The following is a 20,361-nucleotide window of genomic DNA, read 5'->3' on the forward strand; positions in this document are numbered from 1 at the left end:
ATTCACGTCTGAGCGACAGATTTGTAACGTATTGCCGCTTATCCGCTTGAGCTTTGTCGTCTATCTATTTGATTTTGCTTCTCTGTCAGGAAGCCAATTACTATGGATGCAAGTATGCAAGCGGTAAATAAGTAAAGCCCCCATGCGGTTTCGATCGTGCCAATGCCGATGCCTTTGGAGAGTGTGATGTAGAGCGCAATCAGAAAAACATCGGCCATGGCCAGTTTGCCCAATATATGGAGCACTGGCAGTACCTTTCGCCGCATCAATCTGAAATGGATCAAAGCAAGGCCCGTCGTTTTTAGATATGGCGCAAATAACGCGAAAAATGTGACAAGCAGCGCCAGAAAAACATCAGAATCCCACAGGCTTTGCAGCCCAGAGATGACGCTGATTTCGCTAAGCCCAAACAGCGGTAAGCCTAGCCCAGCACGCATCAACGGTGCAAACCATGCGATGGGGAAGAGGACAAGCAGTGCTAGGTTGGTAAATTTCAGCATATCGTCCTCAGCGTGGTGGCGAAGATTAGGTAACGTTTCGCATGGATCGTCACAAGGAGGTCAGTTTAGTTGAGAGTGATAAGCTTTTATTATCACGCATAAATTACTTACCTATTTGACGAAATCTGCCTTGGAAGCTCCGGAAATACGGATCATTTCGGTTGGAGACGACGCAAAAACATGACGAGGTGTTCCGGCGGCAGCCCAAATCTGATCAAATTCAAGCAAGCGCGGATCGAAAAATGCCCGTGTCGGACTCAGGTGACCGATCGGAGAGACCCCCCCGATGGCGAAACCAGTTTGTGCTCGGATCAGATCAGCATCGGCTTTGCCCAACGCTTCACCGACCACTTTGCTGGCCTTTGTTGCGTCGACCTGATTACCACCTGCTGTGATGAACAGCAGTGCTTGATCAGAGGTGTCACCCCGAAAGATGATGGATTTGGCAATCTGATCGACATGACAGCCAATGAGATCTGCGGCCATTTGCGCGGTTGTCGCCTCTCCAATTTCAACCGGTTCAGCGCTGATTCCGGCCTCGGAAAGGGCGCGGGTGACGCGTTTAAGGCTTTTGCTCATCATGCAATCCTCGTGCTCGGCAAAGGTAAGACAGGTTAGTTGGCAGCGCCTGAAAACAGAACCTCATAGATTTTGTCTGTCAGTAACAGCGCACCCTTATGGCTGAGATGGTCACCATCACGATAAATCCTCAGATCTCCATCGTAGAGCGGGCAGACTTCAGGCCCGCAAAGAGATTTGAAAATACTCCGATACTCAACATTGGGAAACTCGGCGGCAAGCTTTTGCAAATGCGGCTCGTATGTTTCACGCTGTCTGCGCTCCTCTGCAACCGGTAACCCAAGCACAGAGAGGTGTTTTTTGTCGCCGTAAAGCAGGAGCCTCGCGTGAGTTCGCAAATCAAGCTCATCCCCGGTGGGGATATCATCCAGTAAGACAATCCTGACATTCGGAAAAGCTTTGGCAAATTTTGACAGCCCGTTGGCGGTTGCCGTCGGATTATAGCTTGTACCCGATCCGTCATAGCCATCATCAAGCCAGATCCGGCCGGTATGTCGATAGGATTCTCCGGTCATTTGCACCAGCCAGAGGCGCGCGATGTAAAGCGTTTCGATCTGGGGCCGTTGTTTCAGAAATTCAATCATGGCGTCGGTTTGTTCAGGCCATTCAGGCATTCCAGGCCTGGAAACATCGATAAGCGGAATAAACGATCCGGTGAAATGATACCCCGACAGGTGCGCGCGTTCTGCCGCCTTGAAAATGGCGGGGCTGATGGCATCCGCATGGCTGTCACCGACCAGCATGAAACTGGGCTCGACCGACATATCACCACGAACACAGACGTCCCCGTTTCTGGCGCGTTCAGGCGTGACCCGGTGACAATCACGTCTGTCATGCAGCAAGCCGTCGCGAGACAATGCCTTTGTAATCTCGGTGGGCATCCGGTCTGGAAATCCTTCCATCTGGGTTGTGACACTCGCGGCAGTAAAAATAACGGCTGAGGTCGCAAAAAAACCAGCGAAAACCTTCGCGCGCGAAATCTGTTTTTTCTGCCGAAACGGCTGTTCGATATAGCGCCAAGAAGCAATCGCCAGCGCGAAGGAAAGAGTGATGCAGATCAGGCCCTGAGTGGTGCTGAAGTCATCGACATTGATATAGTAGTAAAGCGAAATGACCGGCCAGTGCCAAAGGTAGAGCGAATAGGAAATCTTACCGACAAATACAAACGGAGTGAGGCTAAGCAGCCGCGACAATGGAGTTTGGACATGGGTTCCGCTGGCAATCAGAGCCGCCGCACCAAGACACGGAGCAAGCGCTGCAAGACCTGGGAACTGCGTTTCTGGGCCGAAAGTCACCACTGACCATACGATTAACGCGATGCCAGCAAAGGCAGTCACTCCGGCCAACGTTTTGTTCATCAAGAATTGCTTGATCCAGCCTTCTGTTATCGCGATGGCGAGAACTGCACCCAACACAAGTTCCCATATCCGATATTGCGGTAGATAAAATGCTGCGTCCGGGTTGTTTGCCACTGCCCAGATGGAAAACCCAAATGAAATCAATCCCAGGATACCCAGCCATGATACAGTTTGGCCGACGCCCGCTCGCCGGAACAGCCAAACAAAAAGGGGTGGAAAGAAGATATAAAACTGTTCTTCGATTCCCAGTGACCATGTGTGCAGCAATGGTTTGAGTTCGGCGGCCTCGGTGAAATAGCCCTGTGAGAGGTACTGCCAGATATTGGCAAAGAAAAACGCCGAGGCGATGGCGCTCTGGGCGAAATCCTCAAGGTGGCTTGGGATCATGATCGCATAGGCTGCGATGGCAGTGAGCAGGATTACGGAAAACAGGGCAGGGATAATCCGACGCACACGCCTTTCGTAAAACGCAACAATGGAAAAGCTGCCGGATTTTGCCTCGTCAAAGATGATCGAGGTGATGAGGAAGCCGGAAATGACGAAAAAGATATCAACGCCGACGAAACCGCCGCTCAGCCCGAGGCCGGTGTGAAAAGCGACAACCGGCAGGACAGCCACCGCGCGAAGCCCGTCAATGTCGGCGCGATACTTCATCATTCGATGTCCGTTTGTCTGTCCCTTGGCGCTATTGCTTGCTGCGTATCACCGTTGATGAAAAAGCGAAAGTCATTGCGGGACGTTGACCCGGCATGGCGGCGTTGTATCACTAGGCACATGGAATTTTTGCCCCGTGTCACCCGACTACCGCGCCCATATGAACCCGAACAGGGGGCTGAGGCGCGAGCACTGATGCCTGATGTCACCGGTACATTGGCGGATCTGGTCGATGGGGCAGCAGGATGCAGTCCCTACCTCGCAACGTTAATCAGCCATGAGCGTGACTGGCTGCCGGTTGCGCTGCACGAACCCGAGGGGGCTTTGGGAGATGTATTTGCTGACTTGAGTGTATTGCCACCAGATCAGTTGGGCGACGCTCTGCGTAAAGCCAAGCGTCAGGTGGCGTTGATCACGGGTTTGGCCGATCTGGCTGGCGTCTGGCCGCTTGAAATGGTGACACAAGTCCTGACGGATTTTGCAGATCTGGCGGTTGATCTGGCCACAAAGGCAATGATCGCGGCCGAGATCAAACGTGGAAAATTGCCCGGGATGGGCCCCGAAGATATCGCCTCTGCGGGTGGCATGGTGGCCCTCGCAATGGGCAAGATGGGGGCTGGAGAGCTGAATTACAGCTCGGATATCGACCTGATCTGTCTTTTTGATGAAACCCGGTATTCGGCCGATGACTATCACGATGCGCGGGCCTCTTTGGTGCGCGCGACGCGACGGATGTCGTCGATGCTCAATGATCGCGCAGCGGGTGGTTATGTGTTCCGCACCGATCTGCGGTTGCGGCCCGATCCGGCCGTTACGCCTGTCTGCATGGCGATGGCGGGCGCCGAGGCCTATTATGAAAGCCTTGGACGCACGTGGGAACGTGCAGCCTATATCAAAGCGCGCCCCTGTGCGGGTGATTTGGCGGCGGGTCAGCGGTTTCTTGAAACCTTGCGGCCCTTCGTTTGGCGCAAACATCTTGATTTCGCTGCGATCGAGGACGCCCATAACATGCGTTTGCGCATTCGCGAGCATAAGGGCTTGGGCGGCAAGCTATCCTTGTCAGGTCACAATATGAAACTGGGTCGCGGCGGTATCCGCGAGATTGAGTTTTTCACCCAAACTCGCCAGATCATCGCTGGCGGTCGAGATCCTGATTTACGTGTCAGGGGGACAATGGAAGGGCTGGCCAAACTTGCAGACAAGGGCTGGGTCCCGGAGGACGCAGCGGCGCTGCTGACCGATCACTACAGATTTCATCGCGAGGTCGAACACCGATTGCAGATGTTGCGCGATGCCCAGACGCATACATTACCAAATTCGGATGAAGAATTCGACCGCCTAGCCTGTTTCATGGGGCGTGAGGTGGATGAGCTGAAGGCCGATTTGCGCGCTCGGTTGGGCGAAGTCCACGAGGTGATCGAGGGTTTCTTCGCCCCCGAAGCCGGGGATTCCACAGGGCCCGTCGCAAGCGATCTTGATGAAGAAATCATTGGCCGATGGCCCAGCTATCCGGCGTTGCGTTCGGACCGGGCAGTGCAAATTTTCAAACGGCTCAGGCCCGACATTCTGGCGCGTCTCGCAAAGACGGCTCATCCTAATGAAGCGCTGCTGGCATTCGATGGGTTTTTGGCAGGATTGCCAGCGGGTGTGCAGGTTTTCTCACTTTTCGAAGCCAATCCGCAGTTGATTGACCTGCTGGTTGATATCGTTGGCACCGCACCCGCTTTGGCTGGGTATTTATCGCAGAACGCAGGTGTTTTCGACGCAGTGATAGCGGGCGATTTTTTTGCGCCTTGGCCCGGGCAGGCAGCGCTGGCAGTACAGCTGCGTGATCGGTTGGATGCAGAGCAGGATTACGAGCGCAAGTTGGATGCGGCGCGGCGTTGGCGCAAGGAATGGCATTTTCGTATTGGTGTGCACCACCTGCGTGGGTTGATCCGCGCAGATTATGCGGGCGAGCATTATGCTGATCTGGCGGGAGCTGTGATTGCCGGTATCTGGCCCGAAGTATTATGCCATTTCGCCGACAAACACGGATCCCCGCCGGGGCGTGGTGCTGTGGTTCTGGGGATGGGATCGCTGGGCGCTGAAAAACTGAACGCCGGCTCAGATCTGGATCTGATCGTGATCTACGACGCGGCGGGTGTGGATCAGTCGGAGGGGAGGCGTCCTTTAATGTCGCGGCTATACTACTCGCGTCTGACACAGGCGATGATCACCGCATTGACAGCCCCGATGGCCGAAGGGCGGCTTTATGAGGTGGACATGCGCCTGCGCCCTTCCGGCAACCAGGGGCCGGTCGCAACTGGCTGGGCCTCCTTCAGGGAATATCAACGATCAGATGCCTGGGTTTGGGAGCATTTGGCGTTGACCCGCGCGCGGGTGATTGCCGGGGACGAGGGATTGTCAAAAGAGGTTGAAGCCTTCCGAAAAGAACTTCTGGAGCAGAGTGGCGAACCCGGGCGCGTATTGATTGAGGTATCGGAAATGCGCGAACGGATTGCGACTGCCAAACCTCCGGAAGGGCCGTGGGATACCAAACTGGGCAAGGGTCGGCAGCAGGAAATCGAGTTGCTGGCGCAGGCGGCTTTACTGATGTCAGGCTCGGCCAAGCGTGATGTGACGGCCGGACTGAATGCGAGTGTCGCAATCGGCTGGCTGGACGACGCGGACAGGACGGCGCTTTCTCGGGCTTACGAGGTTTGTTGGCAGGTGTTGCAGGCGGCCCGGCTACTGAGTGACAAGCCACTTGATCCGGATAAGATTGGAGCGGGTGGGGCAGGTTTCGTGCTGCGCGAGACTGGCCACCAAAACCTTTCGGCTTTGCACAAGGCACTTGAAGCTGCGACGGTCAGGGCCGGAGAGATCATCGATAGCGCTTTGGCGCGTCAACCGCGAGGAATTTGAGATGGAACGTGATCCGTTGGACCACAAGGGTTTGATCCGAGAGGCGTATCGTATCGACGGGATCACGTTGGGTGAATGCCGTTCAATCTTTCTGGATTGGGCACTTTCAACGCCGGACGGGGCTGATAGCCGCCCAATGATTGCCGCCTTGCTTGAAAAATACGAGAGTGAAAACCCAGATCATCCGATGACGCAGGTGTTGATCGAGGGTAATCAGCGCGCGATGGCACCGAAGCGACGCGGTGGCTGGCGATCACGCCCGAGGGACTGAGTGTTCTTCGGTGTTTCTAGATCGCCTGAAAGCCCAAATAGATCACCACAGCCACGATAAGCGAGAAACCGAAGAGCACGGTGATTGCCATGCCTTCCAGGAACGTGCGGCGCACCGGCTCAATTGAGCAGATGGCCAGGATACCCATCGCGCACAGCACAAACATCAGGAGTATAAAAATATCCATTACTAACAACCAGGTAAAGAGCAGCTGGCACTAATAGTTACAGATGAATTTGGCAGAAATTGGTTTGAATGAGGCTGTTCGTGTGGTGGTGGAAACAATCAATTCCGAACAACCAGGATTGTCCGTGATAATCCGTTGAGCGCGCTTTTACATCAGAATTTCAGTCGCGAAGCGTCGCGGGCCAGCTGGGTGACGCGATCCCAGTCGCGGGTTTCTAACAACTCAACCGGTGTAACAAAATCAGAGGCCACATTGAGTACGTTCTGCAGCCCGGTGTAATCGGTTGCGTCTTCTTTGCGCATGTCACCTGAAACACTGAACTTTAACTGTGGAATAGCATGCTGCATGGCTTTTAGGGTCGACAGGGCATTGGTCGATCCACCGGGAAAGAAATTCAACACCGTGTAACCCCGGCTGAGCAGATGCATAGCTTCGGTAGGGGTGGATACACCGGGGAGTAACGGCACTTCGATCCCATCAAAATAGCGCAGTAAGGGGTCTGTAATACCGGGCGTTGAACAGAATTTGGCACCGGCATCCCGGGCAATGCGTACATCATCGGGGGACAGTATCATACCAGCGCCGACAATCGCATCGGGCACTTGCGACATCTCGCGTATCACGTCTGCTGCGTTGCGTCCGCGTATCGAAATTTCGATCACTGGTAACCGTCCCTTGGTCAGCGCGCGTGCCAACGGTGCGGCAAGGGTAGTGTTGTCGAGTGTTGGTGTGGTAATGATGGGCGACGTGCGGCAGATCATCTCGATCGTGTCCGAGGCCAGTTTGGTCTGCATTCAGTATTCCAGTTCAGTATCGTGAATGCCCCCGCTCACAATCGGATTACTTGGCGGCTACCCGACCTGCGTCAATCCGTAACCGTTTGGAAAGGCGTTTCTTTTTGAAGTGTTGCATTAGGGGTTCAACTTCACTCACCAGGGCAGAATTTGCCGCGTATTAACCATGTTTTAGTGCCGGTACTGCCCTATCCAAGCCGCAATCACTGCCCACCAAAGGACGCAATGAAAAATGGCCAGAAGGTCAGGAGGGCAAAATGAGCAGTTTCAGGAAATTTCTGTTGGTCTTGGTGGCCGGGGCTTTGTCGGCCTGTGCATCGGTTGAGACGGCGACACGCAATGCATCCTATTCGGGCGATGGCGCTGATGTCATGCCACGATCAATTGATATTCAGGCCGTTCGGGTGGTGGTGCCGGAAACACTGAAGGTTTCCGAGGCGAATATGTACTATCCGGGCGGTGATATCGTATGGCGTGGTGATCCTGTGGGTGACCGTCATGCGCAGGTAAAGGCAATCTTTGAAACCGCGATGCAGCAGGGCATCAGCCGGGTGTCAAAGGGGGCTGTGCCTGTGGTTTTGGATGCTCAGGTGACGCGTTTTCACGCCTTGTCGGAAAAAGCGCGCTATACGGTGGGCGGTGTCCACGCGCTGCAATTTACCATCATTTTGCGAAACCCCGAGACGCTTGAAGCTTTGGGCGCCCCGCGAAATATAAAGGCGGATTTCAAAGCCCTTGGCGGCGGTGAGGCGATCGCGGCCGAACGGGTCGGAATTACGCAAAAATCTCGCATCACAGACCATCTGGCGGATGTAATCCAGGCAGAGTTGACGCAATCCGAGGGTTATAAGCCTGCAAAACTGGGTCTGATAGGTGCAATCAATCAAATGTAATCTTTTCGACGCGGCCGAAACCTTCTAAGGGGGCGGTATGACCTTGCCCTCCTTACCCGTTATCCGACTAAGACCCAAAGTGAGACCCCAGGCGATCCGCCACGGGTTTCCATGGATATATGACAATGAATTGGTGACTGACCGGCGCACCAAGGCCTTGAAACCCGGCGCAATTGCTGTGCTGGAAGATGCCGAGCGCAAGCCGTTGGCATTGGTCGCCGTCAATCCGGTATCGCGTATCATGGCACGTGTGCTGACACGGGACGTAAACGCCACAATTGATGAAAACTGGTTGGTGGCAACGCTCGGTCGCGCATTGGCTCTGCGTGAACGGCTGTATACGGCACCATTCTACCGATTGGTCCATGCCGAGGCCGACGGGTTGCCAGGTGTGGTGATCGACCGTTTCGGTGATGTCGCCGTGATCCAGCCCAATGCCGCCTGGGCAGAATTGTTATTGCCGCAACTGACTAGGGCTCTGGCAGAGGTGACCGGCGTTTCAAGCGTGCTCAAGAACGCTTCGGGTCGGGCGCGGGGATTGGAGGGGCTGGACGAAGTCAGCGCCGTTTTGTTGGGCCAAGCGCCTGATACGCCGCTTGCCGTACCGATGAACGGGGCGACCTATATGGCCGATCTGACCGGTGGCCAGAAGACCGGATTGTTTTATGATCAGCGGTCCAACCATTCTTTTGCTGCGAAACTGGCGCAGGACGCGCGGGTCTTGGATGTATTCTCACATGTTGGAGGCTTCTCGTTGGCGATGCTGGCGGGAGGGGCAAAAACGGCTTTGGCCGTCGATGGATCAGAGGCGGCACTGGCCCTGGCGACCGAAGGTGCTGAACGCATGGAGATGGCCGAAAAGTTCGCCTCCCGCAAAGGCGACGCATTTGATGTGCTTGCAGCCTTGGCCGGTGAAGGGGAACAATTCGACGTCGTTATCTGCGACCCGCCTGCCTTTGCGCCGTCAAAGAAAGCCTTGGAGGCTGGATTGCGCGCCTATGAGAGGGTCGCGCGTCTGGCGGCACCGCTGGTTGCTGAGGGTGGCTATCTGGGGCTTTGTTCGTGTTCCCATGCGGTGGAGTTGACGCGGTTTCGTGCGGCATCGACCCGCGGTATCGGGCGGGCAGGGCGCGCGGGTCAGCTTATCCACACAGGTGCGGCAGGTCCTGACCACCCGACACATCCGCAGTTGGCGGAAAGCGGGTATCTCAAAGCGCTGTTTTACCGGCTGTGAAAGTTTTGCTGGATACCTGCGTGATTTATCCAACGGTCATGCGCCAGATGATCCTGGGCGTGGCCCGTATGGGCGCGTTCACACCAATCTGGTCGGCACGAATAATCGAGGAATGGCTGCGTGCGGCTGAGAAACTTGGACCGCAGGGCGTGACACAGGCGCAAAGCGAGGCGGTTCTTCTGAAAACGCAATGGCCCGAGGCCGAGGTGAGCTATGCGTCATCGCTTGAGGCGCGATTGTGGTTGCCAGATCCTGCTGACATTCATGTGTTGGCTGCGGCAATTGCGGGATCGGCAGATATCGTTCTGACGATGAACGCAAAGGATTTCCCGCGTAACATTCTGGCTGAGGAAGGGCTGAACCGGGCCGACCCGGATGGGTTTCTGCAGGGTATCTGGCAGGCGCAGCCGGAACTTGTGGCCAGCGTCGCACATAACGTTCTGGACGAGGCAAGCCGCCTTTCCGGTAAGACATGGGAAATGCGCGCGTTGCTCAAGAAAGCGCGGCTTCCGAGGCTTGGAAAAGCGCTATCCCGAGGCTGACTGAGGTTTCACCTGTTCTATTGCGCAGCTCAGGCCATGATCAACCTCACAGCACTGACAACGCGTACGTTACTGCCACCGTGTTTCGAGTTTTTCGATCGCTGCAATACGCTCATTCGTTTTGGGGTGGCTCATGAGCCAGGCCGGGGCGGCACCGGAGCGCGATTGGGTCAGAGCTTCGAGCTTGTTGAAGAGCGATTTTTGCGGGGCGGTGCCGATCCCGGCTTTCGTTAACAGTGCGGCGGCGTATTCGTCGGCCTCGTATTCATCCGAGCGCGACAGACGGGCTGCCAAAAGCGTGGTCAGCCCGTTGGCGATCCAGACGCCGATGCCGGGCAGAAAGCGACTGAGGATCATCGCGAGCGCCGTGCGCAGCGCGTTCTGACCGGAAAAGTCGATCATCCGCCGGCGCGAATGGCCGAGCGCGACATGCCCCAGTTCATGGGCGATCACGGATGCCATTTCATCCGCCGTCACCTCTCCGTTCTGGAATTTCCGGTAGAAGCCTCGGGTGATAAAGATGCGCCCATCGGGGGCGGCGAGGCCGTTCACCGGATCAATCTCGTAGATATGGACTTTGATCCGCGGCAGATCGAGCGCCTTGGCCAGCCGGTCGGTCATGACCTTGAGCATGGGATCAGCCAGTTCGGTCGAGCGGCTGTCAAGTTCGCGCCGAGTGCGCCAGACAGAAAACCGGTACATGGCCAGGGCATAGGCGATTGCCAGTATGATGGGCGTGAATTTCAGCATATGCCTTATATGGGGTAGGGCGCCTGCGCGGGCAAGTTACCTGATCAGCAGGTCCAGCGGTTGACGGGACAATCGCTCGACACCGTTGGCGGTTACCAGAACAGAATGGCCATAGCACATGGCAAGGCCTGCTTCGCTATCCATCAGGATCATGTGCAGGAAGAACACCTGGTTTTCCTGCATGATCAGGGGGTTGCCGTGATAGAACATCGGAAAATCCACCCAGATCGGATTGTAGATCGCACCCATCGCATAGCCGCAGGCCTGCGAACGGGCGTGGTTGAGCCCGGCGGCATCGAACACCCTGGCATGAGCGTCAAAGACATTTCCCATCGGGTCCCCGGGGCGGATCGCTGCTTCGCAGGCTTCCAGCGCCTCGACACAAGCGGTGTGCATGTGGCGCTGCCAGTCATTAGGTTCGCCAATCACCACGGTTCGCATCATGGCCGCGTGATAGCGGGCATAGGCGCCCGACCATTCCCAGGTGATCTGATCCTGCGCGTCCAAATGGCGGCGGCCCGAATAGTAGCGGCAGAGCAGCGCGCCGGGACCCGAGCCTAGAATGAACTCATTCCCGGCATAATCGCCACCGCCCTTGAACACGGCGCCCTGCATCTCGGCCAGAATAGCGCCCTCGAACGCGCCCGCACGGGTAACGGCCAGGCCAGCATCCATTGCATCGTCCGAAAGCGCGGCTGCCTTGCGGTGCATGTCGATCTCGGCAGGGGATTTGAGGCGGCGCAAGTGGCGGATCAACTCGGACGCGTCGATCAGGTCAGGCAGGGCGCTGCGAAGCATCTGGCCGTTGAAATCCGTGAGGCCCGAGGTGTTGGATTCAAATCCCAGCCGCCCGCTCGCGACACCAAGCCGTTCAAGCAGCTTGATCAGGTCCTGAACCGGTTTGGCGCCTTCGACCTCGGTCCAGATATGGATTTCATCATCCGAAAGGGTGGAGGTCAGTTGCGCTTGGCGCAGATCGGGCAGGCGGGTCAGCAGGTGTAGATCGCCATTCGCCGTCACGACCATCGCCTGGAACATGGCAAAGCCAAAGGTATCATAGCCGCAAATCCAGAAATGGCTTTCGGGCGCAAACATGATCAGCGCGTCAAGCCCGGCATCTGCCACAGCTTGCGTGGCACGGGCCTGACGGGCGGTGTATTCGGCGGTGTCGAAATGAAGCGGCATTGAGGTCTCCGATCTGGTTCGGAAAACTCAATCGCGCGGCGGCAGCTTTGGCAAGAGAAATGAATGGCAGGCTGGCATAATAAAATACCTGCCTACCAGTGTGGTGGTTCAGGCGATCTCGGCCAGTCGAGCCAGAATGGCGGTCCAGCCGCCCTCGTGATTGTCACGGCTTTCTTCGTTGGGGAAACGGATATGGGTGAGGGTGACATGGGTGCCGTCGCCTTCGGGCCGGAAATCAAGCGTAACGGTGCTGCCGTCGACCGAGAAAGGCGATTCCCACGAAAACACAATACGATTGGGGCGGTCGATGACCTTGTAGACGCCGCCATGGGGCATTTCATCGTCGTCTTTTTTCATGATCAGGTCGAACCGGCCGCCTATTTTGGCGTCGGTTGTTGCCTGTGGGGTGGTCATGCCGGGGCCGGGCTGCATGAAACGCATCAGCATTTCCGGATCAAGCCAGGCGTCGAACACGCGTTCGGGCGGGGCCGCGATGGTGCGGGTAACGGTGAGGGAAAGATCAGTATCGGTAACGGTCATTTGGCAGTCTCCTGAGTGAGCAGATGATCGAGCGCCTCAAGTCGCTGCGCCCAGATTGAACGAAGATCGGCAAACCACCGGTCGATTTCCTGAAGCGGGGCCATCTGCACTTCGATCAGATGTTCACGCCATTCGGTCCGGCGCGCCACCAGCCCGGCCCGCTCCAGCACCTTGATGTGTTTGGACACGGAATTGAGGCTCATGTCGAAATGTCCGGCGAGGCTGGTCACCCGTTGCGGCCCGTGCTGTGCCAGAAGCGTCAGGATCGACCGTCGCGTGGGGTCGCTGGCGGCCTTGAGGAGATCGGTCAGTGGGTCATGTGATTCTTGTTCAACCATATGGGTGAATAACATTTCAAAGCCAATCAATCAACCAAAAGGATGAATGAAGGATTCCGAACCCATGACCGCCGCTGCAAGATACGACTTTAGTCGGGGGAGGGGCAGGTTGCGGGAAATCTTCCTTCCCATAACGCGACATGCGTGCTTATCTTCGGCGCATAGACAAAACAAAACTGGGAGGTGCCGATGTCACAGGTCAGCATGACCGTGAATGGCAAGTCTGCGTCCGGAGAGGTTGAAGGCCGCACATTGCTTGTTGAATTCCTACGCGAAAATTTAAGTTTGACGGGAACACATGTCGGCTGTGATACCAGCCAGTGCGGTGCCTGCGTGGTGCATGTGGATGGCAAGGCCGTGAAGGCCTGCACGATGTTCGCCGCCGAGGCCGAAGGTGCCGATGTCAGAACCATCGAAGGGATGGCGAATGACGATGGTTCGCTTGGCACCATCCAGCAGGCGTTTCAGGATCACCACGGGTTGCAATGTGGATTCTGTACACCCGGCATGGTGATGAGTGCGGCAGCGTTGTTGTCTGAAAACCCGAACCCCAGCGAAGCCGAGATCAGAGATTATCTTGAGGGTAATATTTGCCGCTGCACTGGTTACCATAACATTATCAAAGCGATCATGGCCGCCGCCGGTCAGGACGTTTCAGGAATTGCCGCGGAATAACGCGCCGCTTTACGGGAGGATATAATATGCCAGCAGATGGAGGCATTGGCGCCGCCACAGCGCGCCGCGAAGACGTAAGGTTTCTGACAGGGGTCGGAAACTATACCGATGACATTAATCTACGTGGACAGGCCTATGTGCATTTCCTGCGCTCGGACGTGGCGCACGGGACACTCAACAGTGTGGACACATCCGCCGCTGACGGTATGCCGGGCGTGTTGCGCATCTTTACCGGTGCCGATTTCGCCGAGGTGGGCGGATTGCCCTGCGGTTGGCAGGTGACCGACCGCCACGGTGAAGTGATGCAGGAACCGGCGCATCCGGTGCTGGCCCAGGGCAAGGTGCGCCATGTCGGCGACCCGATTGCCGCCATCGTGGCTGAAACCCGCGAACAGGCGCGCGACGCTGCCGAGGCCATCGAAGTTGACATCGACGACCTCCCAGCGGTGATCGACATGAAGGCCGCGCTGGAAGATGGCGCGCCCAAGGTACATGACGATCTGACCTCGAACCTTTGCTACGACTGGGGGTTTGTCGAGGAAAACAAGGGCGCGGTGGATGAGGCCTTTGCCAATGCCGCGCATGTGACAACGCTGGAACTGGTCAATCAGCGGCTGGTCGCCAACCCGATGGAGCCGCGCGTGGCCGTGGGGGATTATAACCGTGGCACCGATGACAGCACGCTTTACACCACCAGCCAGAACCCGCATGTGATCCGTCTGTTGATGGGCGCCTTTGTGCTGGGCATTCCCGAACACAAGTTGCGGGTGGTGGCGCCCGATGTGGGCGGCGGTTTCGGTTCGAAAATCTTCCACTACGCGGAAGAGGCGTTTTGCACCTTTGCTGCCAAGGCACTGAACCGCCCGGTCAAGTGGACAAGTTCGCGGTCCGAGGCGTTCATGACTGACGCCCATGGCCGTGACCACGTTACTAAGATCGAATTGGCGCTGGATGCGGATAACAACTTCACCGCTTTGCGCACCGATACCCACGCCAATATGGGCGCCTATCTGAGCACCTTTGCGCCATCGGTCCCGACCTGGCTGCACGGCACGCTGATGGCGGGCAATTACAAGACGCCGCTGATCTATGTGAACGTCAAGGCGGTCTTTACCAATACCGTGCCGGTCGATGCCTATCGCGGCGCGGGCCGCCCCGAGGCGACCTTCCAGTTGGAGCGGGTCATCGACAAGGCGGCGCGGGAATTGGGTGTCGATCCTATTGCATTGAGACGGCAGAATTTTGTGACCGAATTCCCCTATGCCACCCCGGTCGCGGTCGAATATGACACCGGTGATTACGTGGCCACGATGGATAAGCTGGAAGAGATCGCCGATCTCAGTGGCTTTGACGCGCGGCTGGCTGAATCGCAGGCAAAGGGCAAGCTGCGGGGCCTTGGGATCAATTGCTATATCGAGGCGTGTGGCATCGCACCATCGAACCTCGTGGGGCAATTGGGCGCGCGCGCGGGGCTTTATGAAAGTGCCACTGTTCGGGTCAACGCCACCGGCGGGATCACGGTTATGACCGGCAGCCACAGCCACGGGCAGGGGCATGAAACGGCCTTTCCACAGGTGGTGGCCGATATGATCGGAATTGATGCCAGCATGATCGAGATCGAACATGGCGATACTGCAAATACTCCAATGGGCATGGGCACCTATGGCTCTCGCTCATTGGCAGTGGGCGGTAGCGCCATGGTGCGCGCGACCGAAAAGATTATCAACAAGGCCAAGAAGATCGCGGCTCACCTTATGGAAGCCGCTGATGCCGATATCGAGCTGAAGGACGGTCAGTTCAGCGTCGCGGGCACCGATAAATCGGTGGCTTGGGGCGATGTGACCCTGGCGGCTTACGTGCCGCATAACTATCCACTGGAAGAGATCGAGCCGGGGCTGGAGGAAACCGCGTTTTACGATCCGGCAAACTTCACCTATCCGGCAGGTGCCTATGCCTGCGAGGTTGAGGTCGACCCGGATACCGGCAAGGTCACTATCGAACGGTTCTCGGCGGCGGATGATTTCGGCAATATCGTCAACCCGATGATTGTCGATGGTCAGGTCCATGGTGGGATCGGGCAAGGGATCGGGCAGGCGCTGCTCGAATCCTGCGTCTATGACGAAAGCGGTCAGTTGCTTAGCGGTTCCTACATGGACTATGCCATGCCGCGCGCAGACGATGTGCCGTTCTACGTCGTCGATCATTCCTGTCAGACGCCATGTACGCATAACCCGCTAGGGGTGAAGGGCTGTGGCGAGGCCGGGGCGATCGGATCACCGCCTGCGGTGGTCAATGCCGTGGTGGACGCGCTGCAACGCGCGGGTCACGGTGTTACCCATATCGACATGCCACTTTCGCCGTCGCGCGTGTGGCAGGCAATGCAAGGGTAAGGAGAAAAACGATGTATGCATTTGACATTGAACGCCCGACCCGCCTGGCCGATGCGGTCAAACTGCTGAGTGACTCGGTCGAGTCGCAACCGCTGGGTGGTGGTCAGACCCTGATCCCCACGCTCAAGCAGCGCCTGGCGATGCCTGATCGGCTGGTGAGCCTTGGGGCCATTGATGAAATCAAGGGTATTTGTACCGGTGACGACGGCGCTTTGTGCATTGGAGGGACAACGACCCATGCCGATGTGGCCGCCGGTGCCGGAGCCTATCCGGCGCTTGCCGGGTTAGCAGGCAATATCGGCGATCCGGCGGTGCGTAACCGGGGCACGATCGGCGGATCGCTGGCCAATAACGACCCGTCCGCCTGTTATCCCGCAGGCGTTCTGGGCTCGGGCGCGACAGTGGTTACGAATACGCGCGAGATCGCGGCCGATGACTTCTTTGACGGGCTGTTTGCCACGGTCCTTGAGGAAGGTGAAATCATCACCGAGGTGAAGTTCCCTGTGCCGGAAAAGGCTGCCTACATGAAGTTCGAACAACCCGCCTCGCGGTTTGCTTTGGTAGGGGTATTTGTCGCGAAATACGGCGATGGCGTGCGTGTGGCCGTGACCGGTGCGTCCGAAGAGGGTGTGTTCCGCTGGTCCGAAGCCGAAGCGGCGTTGAGCGCGGATTTTTCGGCCGGTGCGATTGACGGGCTGTCGGTGTCCGGTGATGGCATGATCAGCGACCTGCATGGTTCGGGCGACTATCGTGCGCATCTTGTCGGTGTCATGACCAAACGTGCGGTCGCCGCGGCCTGAATTCAGGAAGGGCGGCATCGTTTTTTGCCGCCCTTACCGTTACGTCACGACCAGAAACACTGGCCGGATGTTCTGAGCGGCGATAGTCTCGTGGCGCAACTTCGGGGCGGCTTTTACAATACGCTCGCGTTTTCCGTTTGGGGGCGGAGCAATTGATGATTGTTGATATCTGGCAGAGTTTTCGGAGATTGCCTGTCTGGGTGCAGATTTGGGTGGCGGCTATCTTGGTGCCGGTCAATCTGTCGCCGTTGCTTTTTCTATCAGAATTTCAGGGCGTCATGGTGGCAACCCTGGCCGTTGGAGGGATGGCGCCGAACCTTGTTATCATGATGCGGGATCACGGATTTTCGCGGGCGATGGCCTTGCCACATCTGTTGATCTGGACGCCGCTTGTGATCTTTTTGATCAACCTGCTGAGCAGTGGCGCGGAACTGCCCGATATATATCGGAATTTCCTGATCTTGTTGTTGCTGGTCGACCTGGTGTCGCTGGCGTTTGACTGTCTTGATGCGCTGAAGTGGTGGAGAGGCGACCGGGGGGCCGCCTGATCCGCTGTTTTATCCGTGACCGCGTGCGCTGAATCGCGGCAACATGGCGCTGAAATCGCGGCCCGCGCCGTCTTCTTCCTCGACAAATTTCGCGTAAAGATCACGCGCGGCTTTGCCCAGCGGCGTGTCGGCATCCGCCGCCTTGGCGGCCTGCTGCGCCAGACGCAGATCCTTGAGCATCAGATCAGCGGCAAAGCCGGGTTTGTAATCATTGTCCGCAGGGCTTTGCGGGCCGATCCCGGGGGCGGGGCAATAGGCGTTCATCGACCAGGAATAACCCGAGGAGGTGCTGACCACATCGAACATCGCCTGCCGGTCAAGCCCCAGCTTGTCGGCAAGGGCGAAAGCCTCGCAGGTGACGATCATGGTGGCGCCGAGGATCATGTTGTTGCAGATCTTGGCGGCCTGACCATTGCCCGAAGGGCCGCAGTGAACCGCTTTTTGGCCCATGATTTCAAAAAGTTCCTTGGCAGTATTAAAGCCAGCATCGTCACCGCCGACCATGAAGGTAAGCGTACCACCCTGCGCCCCGCCGACGCCGCCGGAAACCGGCGCATCCAGTGCTGAAAGTCCAGCCGCTTGCGCCTGTTCGGCGACCGCTCGGGCGCTTTCCACATCCACGGTCGAACAATCGAGCAGCACCGCGCCTTGCTGCATCACCGGAATGACCTGATCCGCGACCGCGCGCAGGATCTGACCGTTGGGCAGCATGGTGATCACGACGTCGCGACCCGTTGCAGCCTCTGCGGCACTGGCGGCCGTGCTGACTCCTTCAATCGAGACATCCGCCATGTCAAAGCCGGTGACCTCGTGTCCGGCGTTGGCAAGGTTTGCCGCCATCGGGCCGCCCATGTTGCCCAGTCCGATAAATCCGATTTTCATGGCTTATCCTTTCGCATCGAATGTCAGTTTGTGTTCGCCCAGCGGCATCAGCATCTTTGTGGCGGCCAGCGCCGGTGGGTTGTCCAGATCATGCTGCCAATTGGGGCTGCGGTCCTTGTCGATCACCGCCGCGCGGATACCTTCGAGGAAATCGCCATGTTCCATCGCACGATAGGTGAAACGATATTCCAGTTCCAGCGCGTCGCGTATGGTGGTGCCGGGGCGGCGCAGACGGTGGGTCATCTCGACGGCGCAGGCCATCGACAGGGGAGAGTTGCGCGACAAGGCCTTGAGTGTTGCGGTGGCAAAGTCGCTGTCATCGGCGCGCAGGGCGTTGAGGATATCTATCAGGGAGTCGCCGCCGAAAAGCGCGTCAATCTGTGCCTGCTGAGCTGCCAGCGATCCGGTGGGAGCGTCCTGGGCCAAGGCGCCTATGGCGTTGATATCACCCGTTTCCTCAAGCCGCTGGATCAGCGCGGACCAATCCTCGGCGGGGATGTAAGTATCTGCGAAACCGACAAAAATTGCATCGGCGGGCCCCATGCGGGCGCAGGTCATTCCGAGGTATTCACCCAACCGACCCGGCGCCTGCGCCAGCATCAACGACCCGCCCACATCCGGCACCAGACCGATGCCGCATTCAGGCATGGCGATCTGGCTGTTTTCACACACGATCCGGTGCGAGCCGTGACAGGACACACCTACGCCGCCACCCATGGTAAAGCCCTGCATGAAAGACACGTAAGGTTTTGAATATTCATGGATTTTAGCGTTCAGGCGGTATTCATCGGCCCAGAATGTCTGCCCATAGCCAAAGTCGCCTGCGCGACCGGTTTCATAGAGTTTCTGAATGTCGCCACCGGCGCTGAAAGCCTTGTCGCCTTCGGCGTCGATGATCACCAATGCAATGTCATCATCGTCTTGCCACGCATCCAGAGCGGCCTCGATTGCCTGACACATCTCGTAGGTGACAGCATTGAGCGCCTTCGGGCGGGTCAAGGTGATGCGGCCTGCGTGACCGGATTTGCGAACGGAAATATCGCTCATTGATCCGCCAGCAATTGGCGCGCGACGATCAGGCGCATAATTTCGTTTGTGCCCTCTAAGATTTCATGAACGCGCAGGTCGCGGACCAGTTTTTCGATACCGTAATCGGCAAGGTAGCCATAGCCGCCATGCAGTTGCAGGCACTGGTTGACTACTTTCGATCCGGTCTCGGTCACGAAGCGTTTGGCCATGGCGCAGAACTTGGTGGCGTCGGGCGCGCCGCTGTCCAGTTTCCAAGCGGCCTGGCGCAGGAAGGTGCGGGCGGCCTGCAACTCGATCTCCATATCCGCGAGGCGGAATTGCAGGGCCTGGAACTGGTCGATGGATCGGCCGAATGCCTTGCGTTCACCCATATATTGCAGCGTCATCGTGAGGGCGGTCTGGGCCGCGCCAAGCGAGCAGGACGAGATGTTGAGACGCCCCCCATCCAGCCCCGCCATGGCGTATTTGAAGCCTTTTTCTTCTTCGCCCACAAGGTTGTCGGCACCGATCTGGCAATCATCAAATTGCACCTGCGCGGTGGGTTGCGAGCGCCAGCCCATTTTGTCTTCAAGGGCGCCAAAGCTGAGGCCCTTGGTGCCATCCTCGACATAGACGGTGGAGATGCCCTTGGGGCCGTCTTCGCCGGTGCGGACCATGACGACATAGGCGTCGGAATAGCCGCCGCCCGAGATGAACGCCTTGGTGCCGTTGAGGGTGTAGCCTTCGTTGGTACGCTCGGCGCGGGTCTTGAGGGCCGCGGCGTCCGAACCGGAGCCGGGTTCGGTGAGACAGTAGGAGAGGACGGTTTTCATGCTGAGAATGTCGGGCATCAGCCGCGCCTTCATCTCGTCACTGGCGAAGGTGTCGAGCATCTTGGCGCACATGTTATGGATCGACAGAAACGCCGCTACCGAGGGGCAAGCCATTGACAGTGCTTCGAAAACCAGCGTTGCGTCCAGCCGGGTGAGGCCCGATCCGCCGGTTTCTTCGGACACGTAGAGCCCGCCAAATCCAAGCTCGGCGATCTGCGGCCAAAGCTCTTTCGGGATGGTGCCCTGCTTTTCCCAATCGCGCGCGTAAGGCGCGATATTGTCCTGGCCAAAGGCATAGGCCATGTCGAAAATCGCGGTCTGTTCTTCTGTCAGGGCAAAATCCATCGAATCTTCCTTCAGCGCCAGTAATTGAACACGCGTTTAATTACCAAATGTTGCAGGAGTTTTGCAAGCACTGCGAGAATCACCCGCAAAGCCCAGGTTAACAAGGCAAATCCGGGGGGCTGTATCACGTCGGTAAAACGTCGGTATT

General features: G+C 57.4%; 21 protein-coding genes. 9 read left to right on the forward strand and 12 right to left on the reverse strand.

Translation table 11 applies throughout. The annotated features are described in order from the left end of the window. Positions 1–38: 38 nt before the first annotated feature. The 3 genes from Q1B27_RS00955 to Q1B27_RS00965 all read right to left on the reverse strand — a co-directional run bounded on the left by Q1B27_RS00955 (position 39) and on the right by Q1B27_RS00965 (position 3,091). The gene (locus tag Q1B27_RS00955) at positions 39–500 is read right to left on the reverse strand and encodes a paraquat-inducible protein A (protein ID WP_299842301.1); all 462 of its coding nucleotides are present in this window, start codon (positions 498–500) and stop codon (positions 39–41) included. 111 nt (positions 501–611) lie between these two features. After that, on the reverse strand, positions 612–1,079 hold the full coding sequence (locus Q1B27_RS00960) for a YbaK/EbsC family protein (RefSeq protein WP_299842304.1): 468 nt from the start codon (positions 1,077–1,079) through the stop codon (positions 612–614). Positions 1,080–1,114: 35 nt separating this feature from the next. Further along, positions 1,115–3,091, reverse strand: a complete 1,977-nt coding sequence (locus tag Q1B27_RS00965; protein ID WP_299842307.1) for an acyltransferase family protein — start codon at positions 3,089–3,091, stop codon at positions 1,115–1,117. 120 nt (positions 3,092–3,211) lie between these two features. Here Q1B27_RS00965 and Q1B27_RS00970 point away from each other — a divergent pair, with 120 nt between their 5' ends. Next, positions 3,212–5,998, forward strand: coding sequence for a glutamine-synthetase adenylyltransferase (locus tag Q1B27_RS00970; protein ID WP_299842309.1), 2,787 nt, complete (start codon positions 3,212–3,214; stop codon positions 5,996–5,998). 1 nt (position 5,999) lies between these two features. Continuing rightward, positions 6,000–6,269: a hypothetical protein gene (locus Q1B27_RS00975; RefSeq protein WP_299842312.1), complete on the forward strand. Its 270-nt coding sequence runs from the start codon at positions 6,000–6,002 to the stop codon at positions 6,267–6,269. Positions 6,270–6,285: 16 nt separating this feature from the next. On the opposite strand, the gene Q1B27_RS00980 is transcribed toward Q1B27_RS00975, so the two are convergent. Together Q1B27_RS00980 and Q1B27_RS00985 are read right to left on the reverse strand one after the other, a co-directional pair. After that, positions 6,286–6,456 (reverse strand): hypothetical protein, encoded by a 171-nt coding sequence (locus tag Q1B27_RS00980; RefSeq protein ID WP_299842315.1) that lies wholly within the window; start codon positions 6,454–6,456, stop codon positions 6,286–6,288. A 152-nt stretch (positions 6,457–6,608) separates the two neighbouring features. Further along, the gene (locus Q1B27_RS00985) at positions 6,609–7,250 is read right to left on the reverse strand and encodes a keto-deoxy-phosphogluconate aldolase (protein WP_299842318.1); all 642 of its coding nucleotides are present in this window, start codon (positions 7,248–7,250) and stop codon (positions 6,609–6,611) included. A gap of 257 nt (positions 7,251–7,507) precedes the next feature. Here Q1B27_RS00985 and Q1B27_RS00990 point away from each other — a divergent pair, with 257 nt between their 5' ends. From Q1B27_RS00990 to Q1B27_RS01000, 3 genes are read left to right on the forward strand one after another with little or no spacing between them, the layout of a single operon-like run. Beyond that, the gene (locus Q1B27_RS00990; RefSeq protein WP_299842321.1) at positions 7,508–8,143 is read left to right on the forward strand and encodes a DUF6778 family protein; all 636 of its coding nucleotides are present in this window, start codon (positions 7,508–7,510) and stop codon (positions 8,141–8,143) included. Between the two features lie 37 nt (positions 8,144–8,180). Continuing rightward, positions 8,181–9,377: an RSP_2647 family RNA methyltransferase gene (locus Q1B27_RS00995; RefSeq protein WP_299842323.1), complete on the forward strand. Its 1,197-nt coding sequence runs from the start codon at positions 8,181–8,183 to the stop codon at positions 9,375–9,377. Beyond that, positions 9,374–9,919: an RSP_2648 family PIN domain-containing protein gene (locus Q1B27_RS01000; RefSeq protein WP_299842326.1), complete on the forward strand. Its 546-nt coding sequence runs from the start codon at positions 9,374–9,376 to the stop codon at positions 9,917–9,919. The genes Q1B27_RS00995 and Q1B27_RS01000 overlap by 4 nt, the downstream gene beginning before the upstream one ends. 69 nt (positions 9,920–9,988) lie before the next feature. Here the strand turns inward: Q1B27_RS01000 and Q1B27_RS01005 are convergent, their stop codons facing one another. The 4 genes from Q1B27_RS01005 to Q1B27_RS01020 form a co-directional block, all read right to left on the reverse strand. Further along, positions 9,989–10,669, reverse strand: coding sequence for a M48 family metallopeptidase (locus Q1B27_RS01005; protein ID WP_299842328.1), 681 nt, complete (start codon positions 10,667–10,669; stop codon positions 9,989–9,991). A gap of 36 nt (positions 10,670–10,705) precedes the next feature. Further along, a complete protein-coding gene (locus Q1B27_RS01010) occupies positions 10,706–11,854 on the reverse strand; it encodes a Xaa-Pro peptidase family protein (protein ID WP_299842330.1) in 1,149 nt (382 codons plus the stop codon). A gap of 108 nt (positions 11,855–11,962) precedes the next feature. After that, positions 11,963–12,394, reverse strand: a complete 432-nt coding sequence (locus Q1B27_RS01015; protein WP_299842332.1) for an SRPBCC domain-containing protein — start codon at positions 12,392–12,394, stop codon at positions 11,963–11,965. Beyond that, positions 12,391–12,732 carry a metalloregulator ArsR/SmtB family transcription factor gene (locus Q1B27_RS01020; RefSeq protein WP_299842338.1) on the reverse strand — a complete coding sequence of 114 codons (342 nt, stop codon included), beginning with the start codon at positions 12,730–12,732 and terminating at the stop codon, positions 12,391–12,393. The genes Q1B27_RS01015 and Q1B27_RS01020 overlap by 4 nt, the downstream gene beginning before the upstream one ends. A gap of 189 nt (positions 12,733–12,921) precedes the next feature. On the opposite strand from Q1B27_RS01020, the gene Q1B27_RS01025 reads away from it, so the two are divergent. The 4 genes from Q1B27_RS01025 (at position 12,922) to Q1B27_RS01040 (ending at position 17,145) form a co-directional block, all read left to right on the forward strand. Then, entirely contained in the window at positions 12,922–13,407 is a 486-nt protein-coding gene (locus Q1B27_RS01025; RefSeq protein WP_299842341.1) for a (2Fe-2S)-binding protein, read from the forward strand. Between the two features lie 26 nt (positions 13,408–13,433). Next, positions 13,434–15,797: a xanthine dehydrogenase family protein molybdopterin-binding subunit gene (locus tag Q1B27_RS01030; RefSeq protein ID WP_299842344.1), complete on the forward strand. Its 2,364-nt coding sequence runs from the start codon at positions 13,434–13,436 to the stop codon at positions 15,795–15,797. 11 nt (positions 15,798–15,808) lie between these two features. Further along, positions 15,809–16,597, forward strand: a complete 789-nt coding sequence (locus Q1B27_RS01035) for a xanthine dehydrogenase family protein subunit M (RefSeq protein WP_299842346.1) — start codon at positions 15,809–15,811, stop codon at positions 16,595–16,597. 155 nt (positions 16,598–16,752) lie between these two features. Next, the gene (locus tag Q1B27_RS01040) at positions 16,753–17,145 is read left to right on the forward strand and encodes a hypothetical protein (RefSeq protein WP_299842349.1); all 393 of its coding nucleotides are present in this window, start codon (positions 16,753–16,755) and stop codon (positions 17,143–17,145) included. Positions 17,146–17,154: 9 nt separating this feature from the next. Here the strand turns inward: Q1B27_RS01040 and mmsB are convergent, their stop codons facing one another. From mmsB to Q1B27_RS01055, 3 genes are read right to left on the reverse strand one after another with little or no spacing between them, the layout of a single operon-like run. Further along, positions 17,155–18,027, reverse strand: coding sequence for a 3-hydroxyisobutyrate dehydrogenase (gene mmsB, locus Q1B27_RS01045; RefSeq protein WP_299842352.1), 873 nt, complete (start codon positions 18,025–18,027; stop codon positions 17,155–17,157). Positions 18,028–18,030: 3 nt separating this feature from the next. After that, on the reverse strand, positions 18,031–19,074 hold the full coding sequence (locus tag Q1B27_RS01050) for an enoyl-CoA hydratase/isomerase family protein (protein WP_299842355.1): 1,044 nt from the start codon (positions 19,072–19,074) through the stop codon (positions 18,031–18,033). Continuing rightward, a complete protein-coding gene (locus tag Q1B27_RS01055; RefSeq protein ID WP_299842358.1) occupies positions 19,071–20,213 on the reverse strand; it encodes an acyl-CoA dehydrogenase family protein in 1,143 nt (380 codons plus the stop codon). Before Q1B27_RS01055 ends, Q1B27_RS01050 begins: the two co-directional genes overlap by 4 nt. Positions 20,214–20,361 lie beyond the last annotated feature (148 nt).

This window comes from uncultured Roseovarius sp., from assembly GCF_947489715.1.
GTDB lineage: Bacteria > Pseudomonadota > Alphaproteobacteria > Rhodobacterales > Rhodobacteraceae > Roseovarius.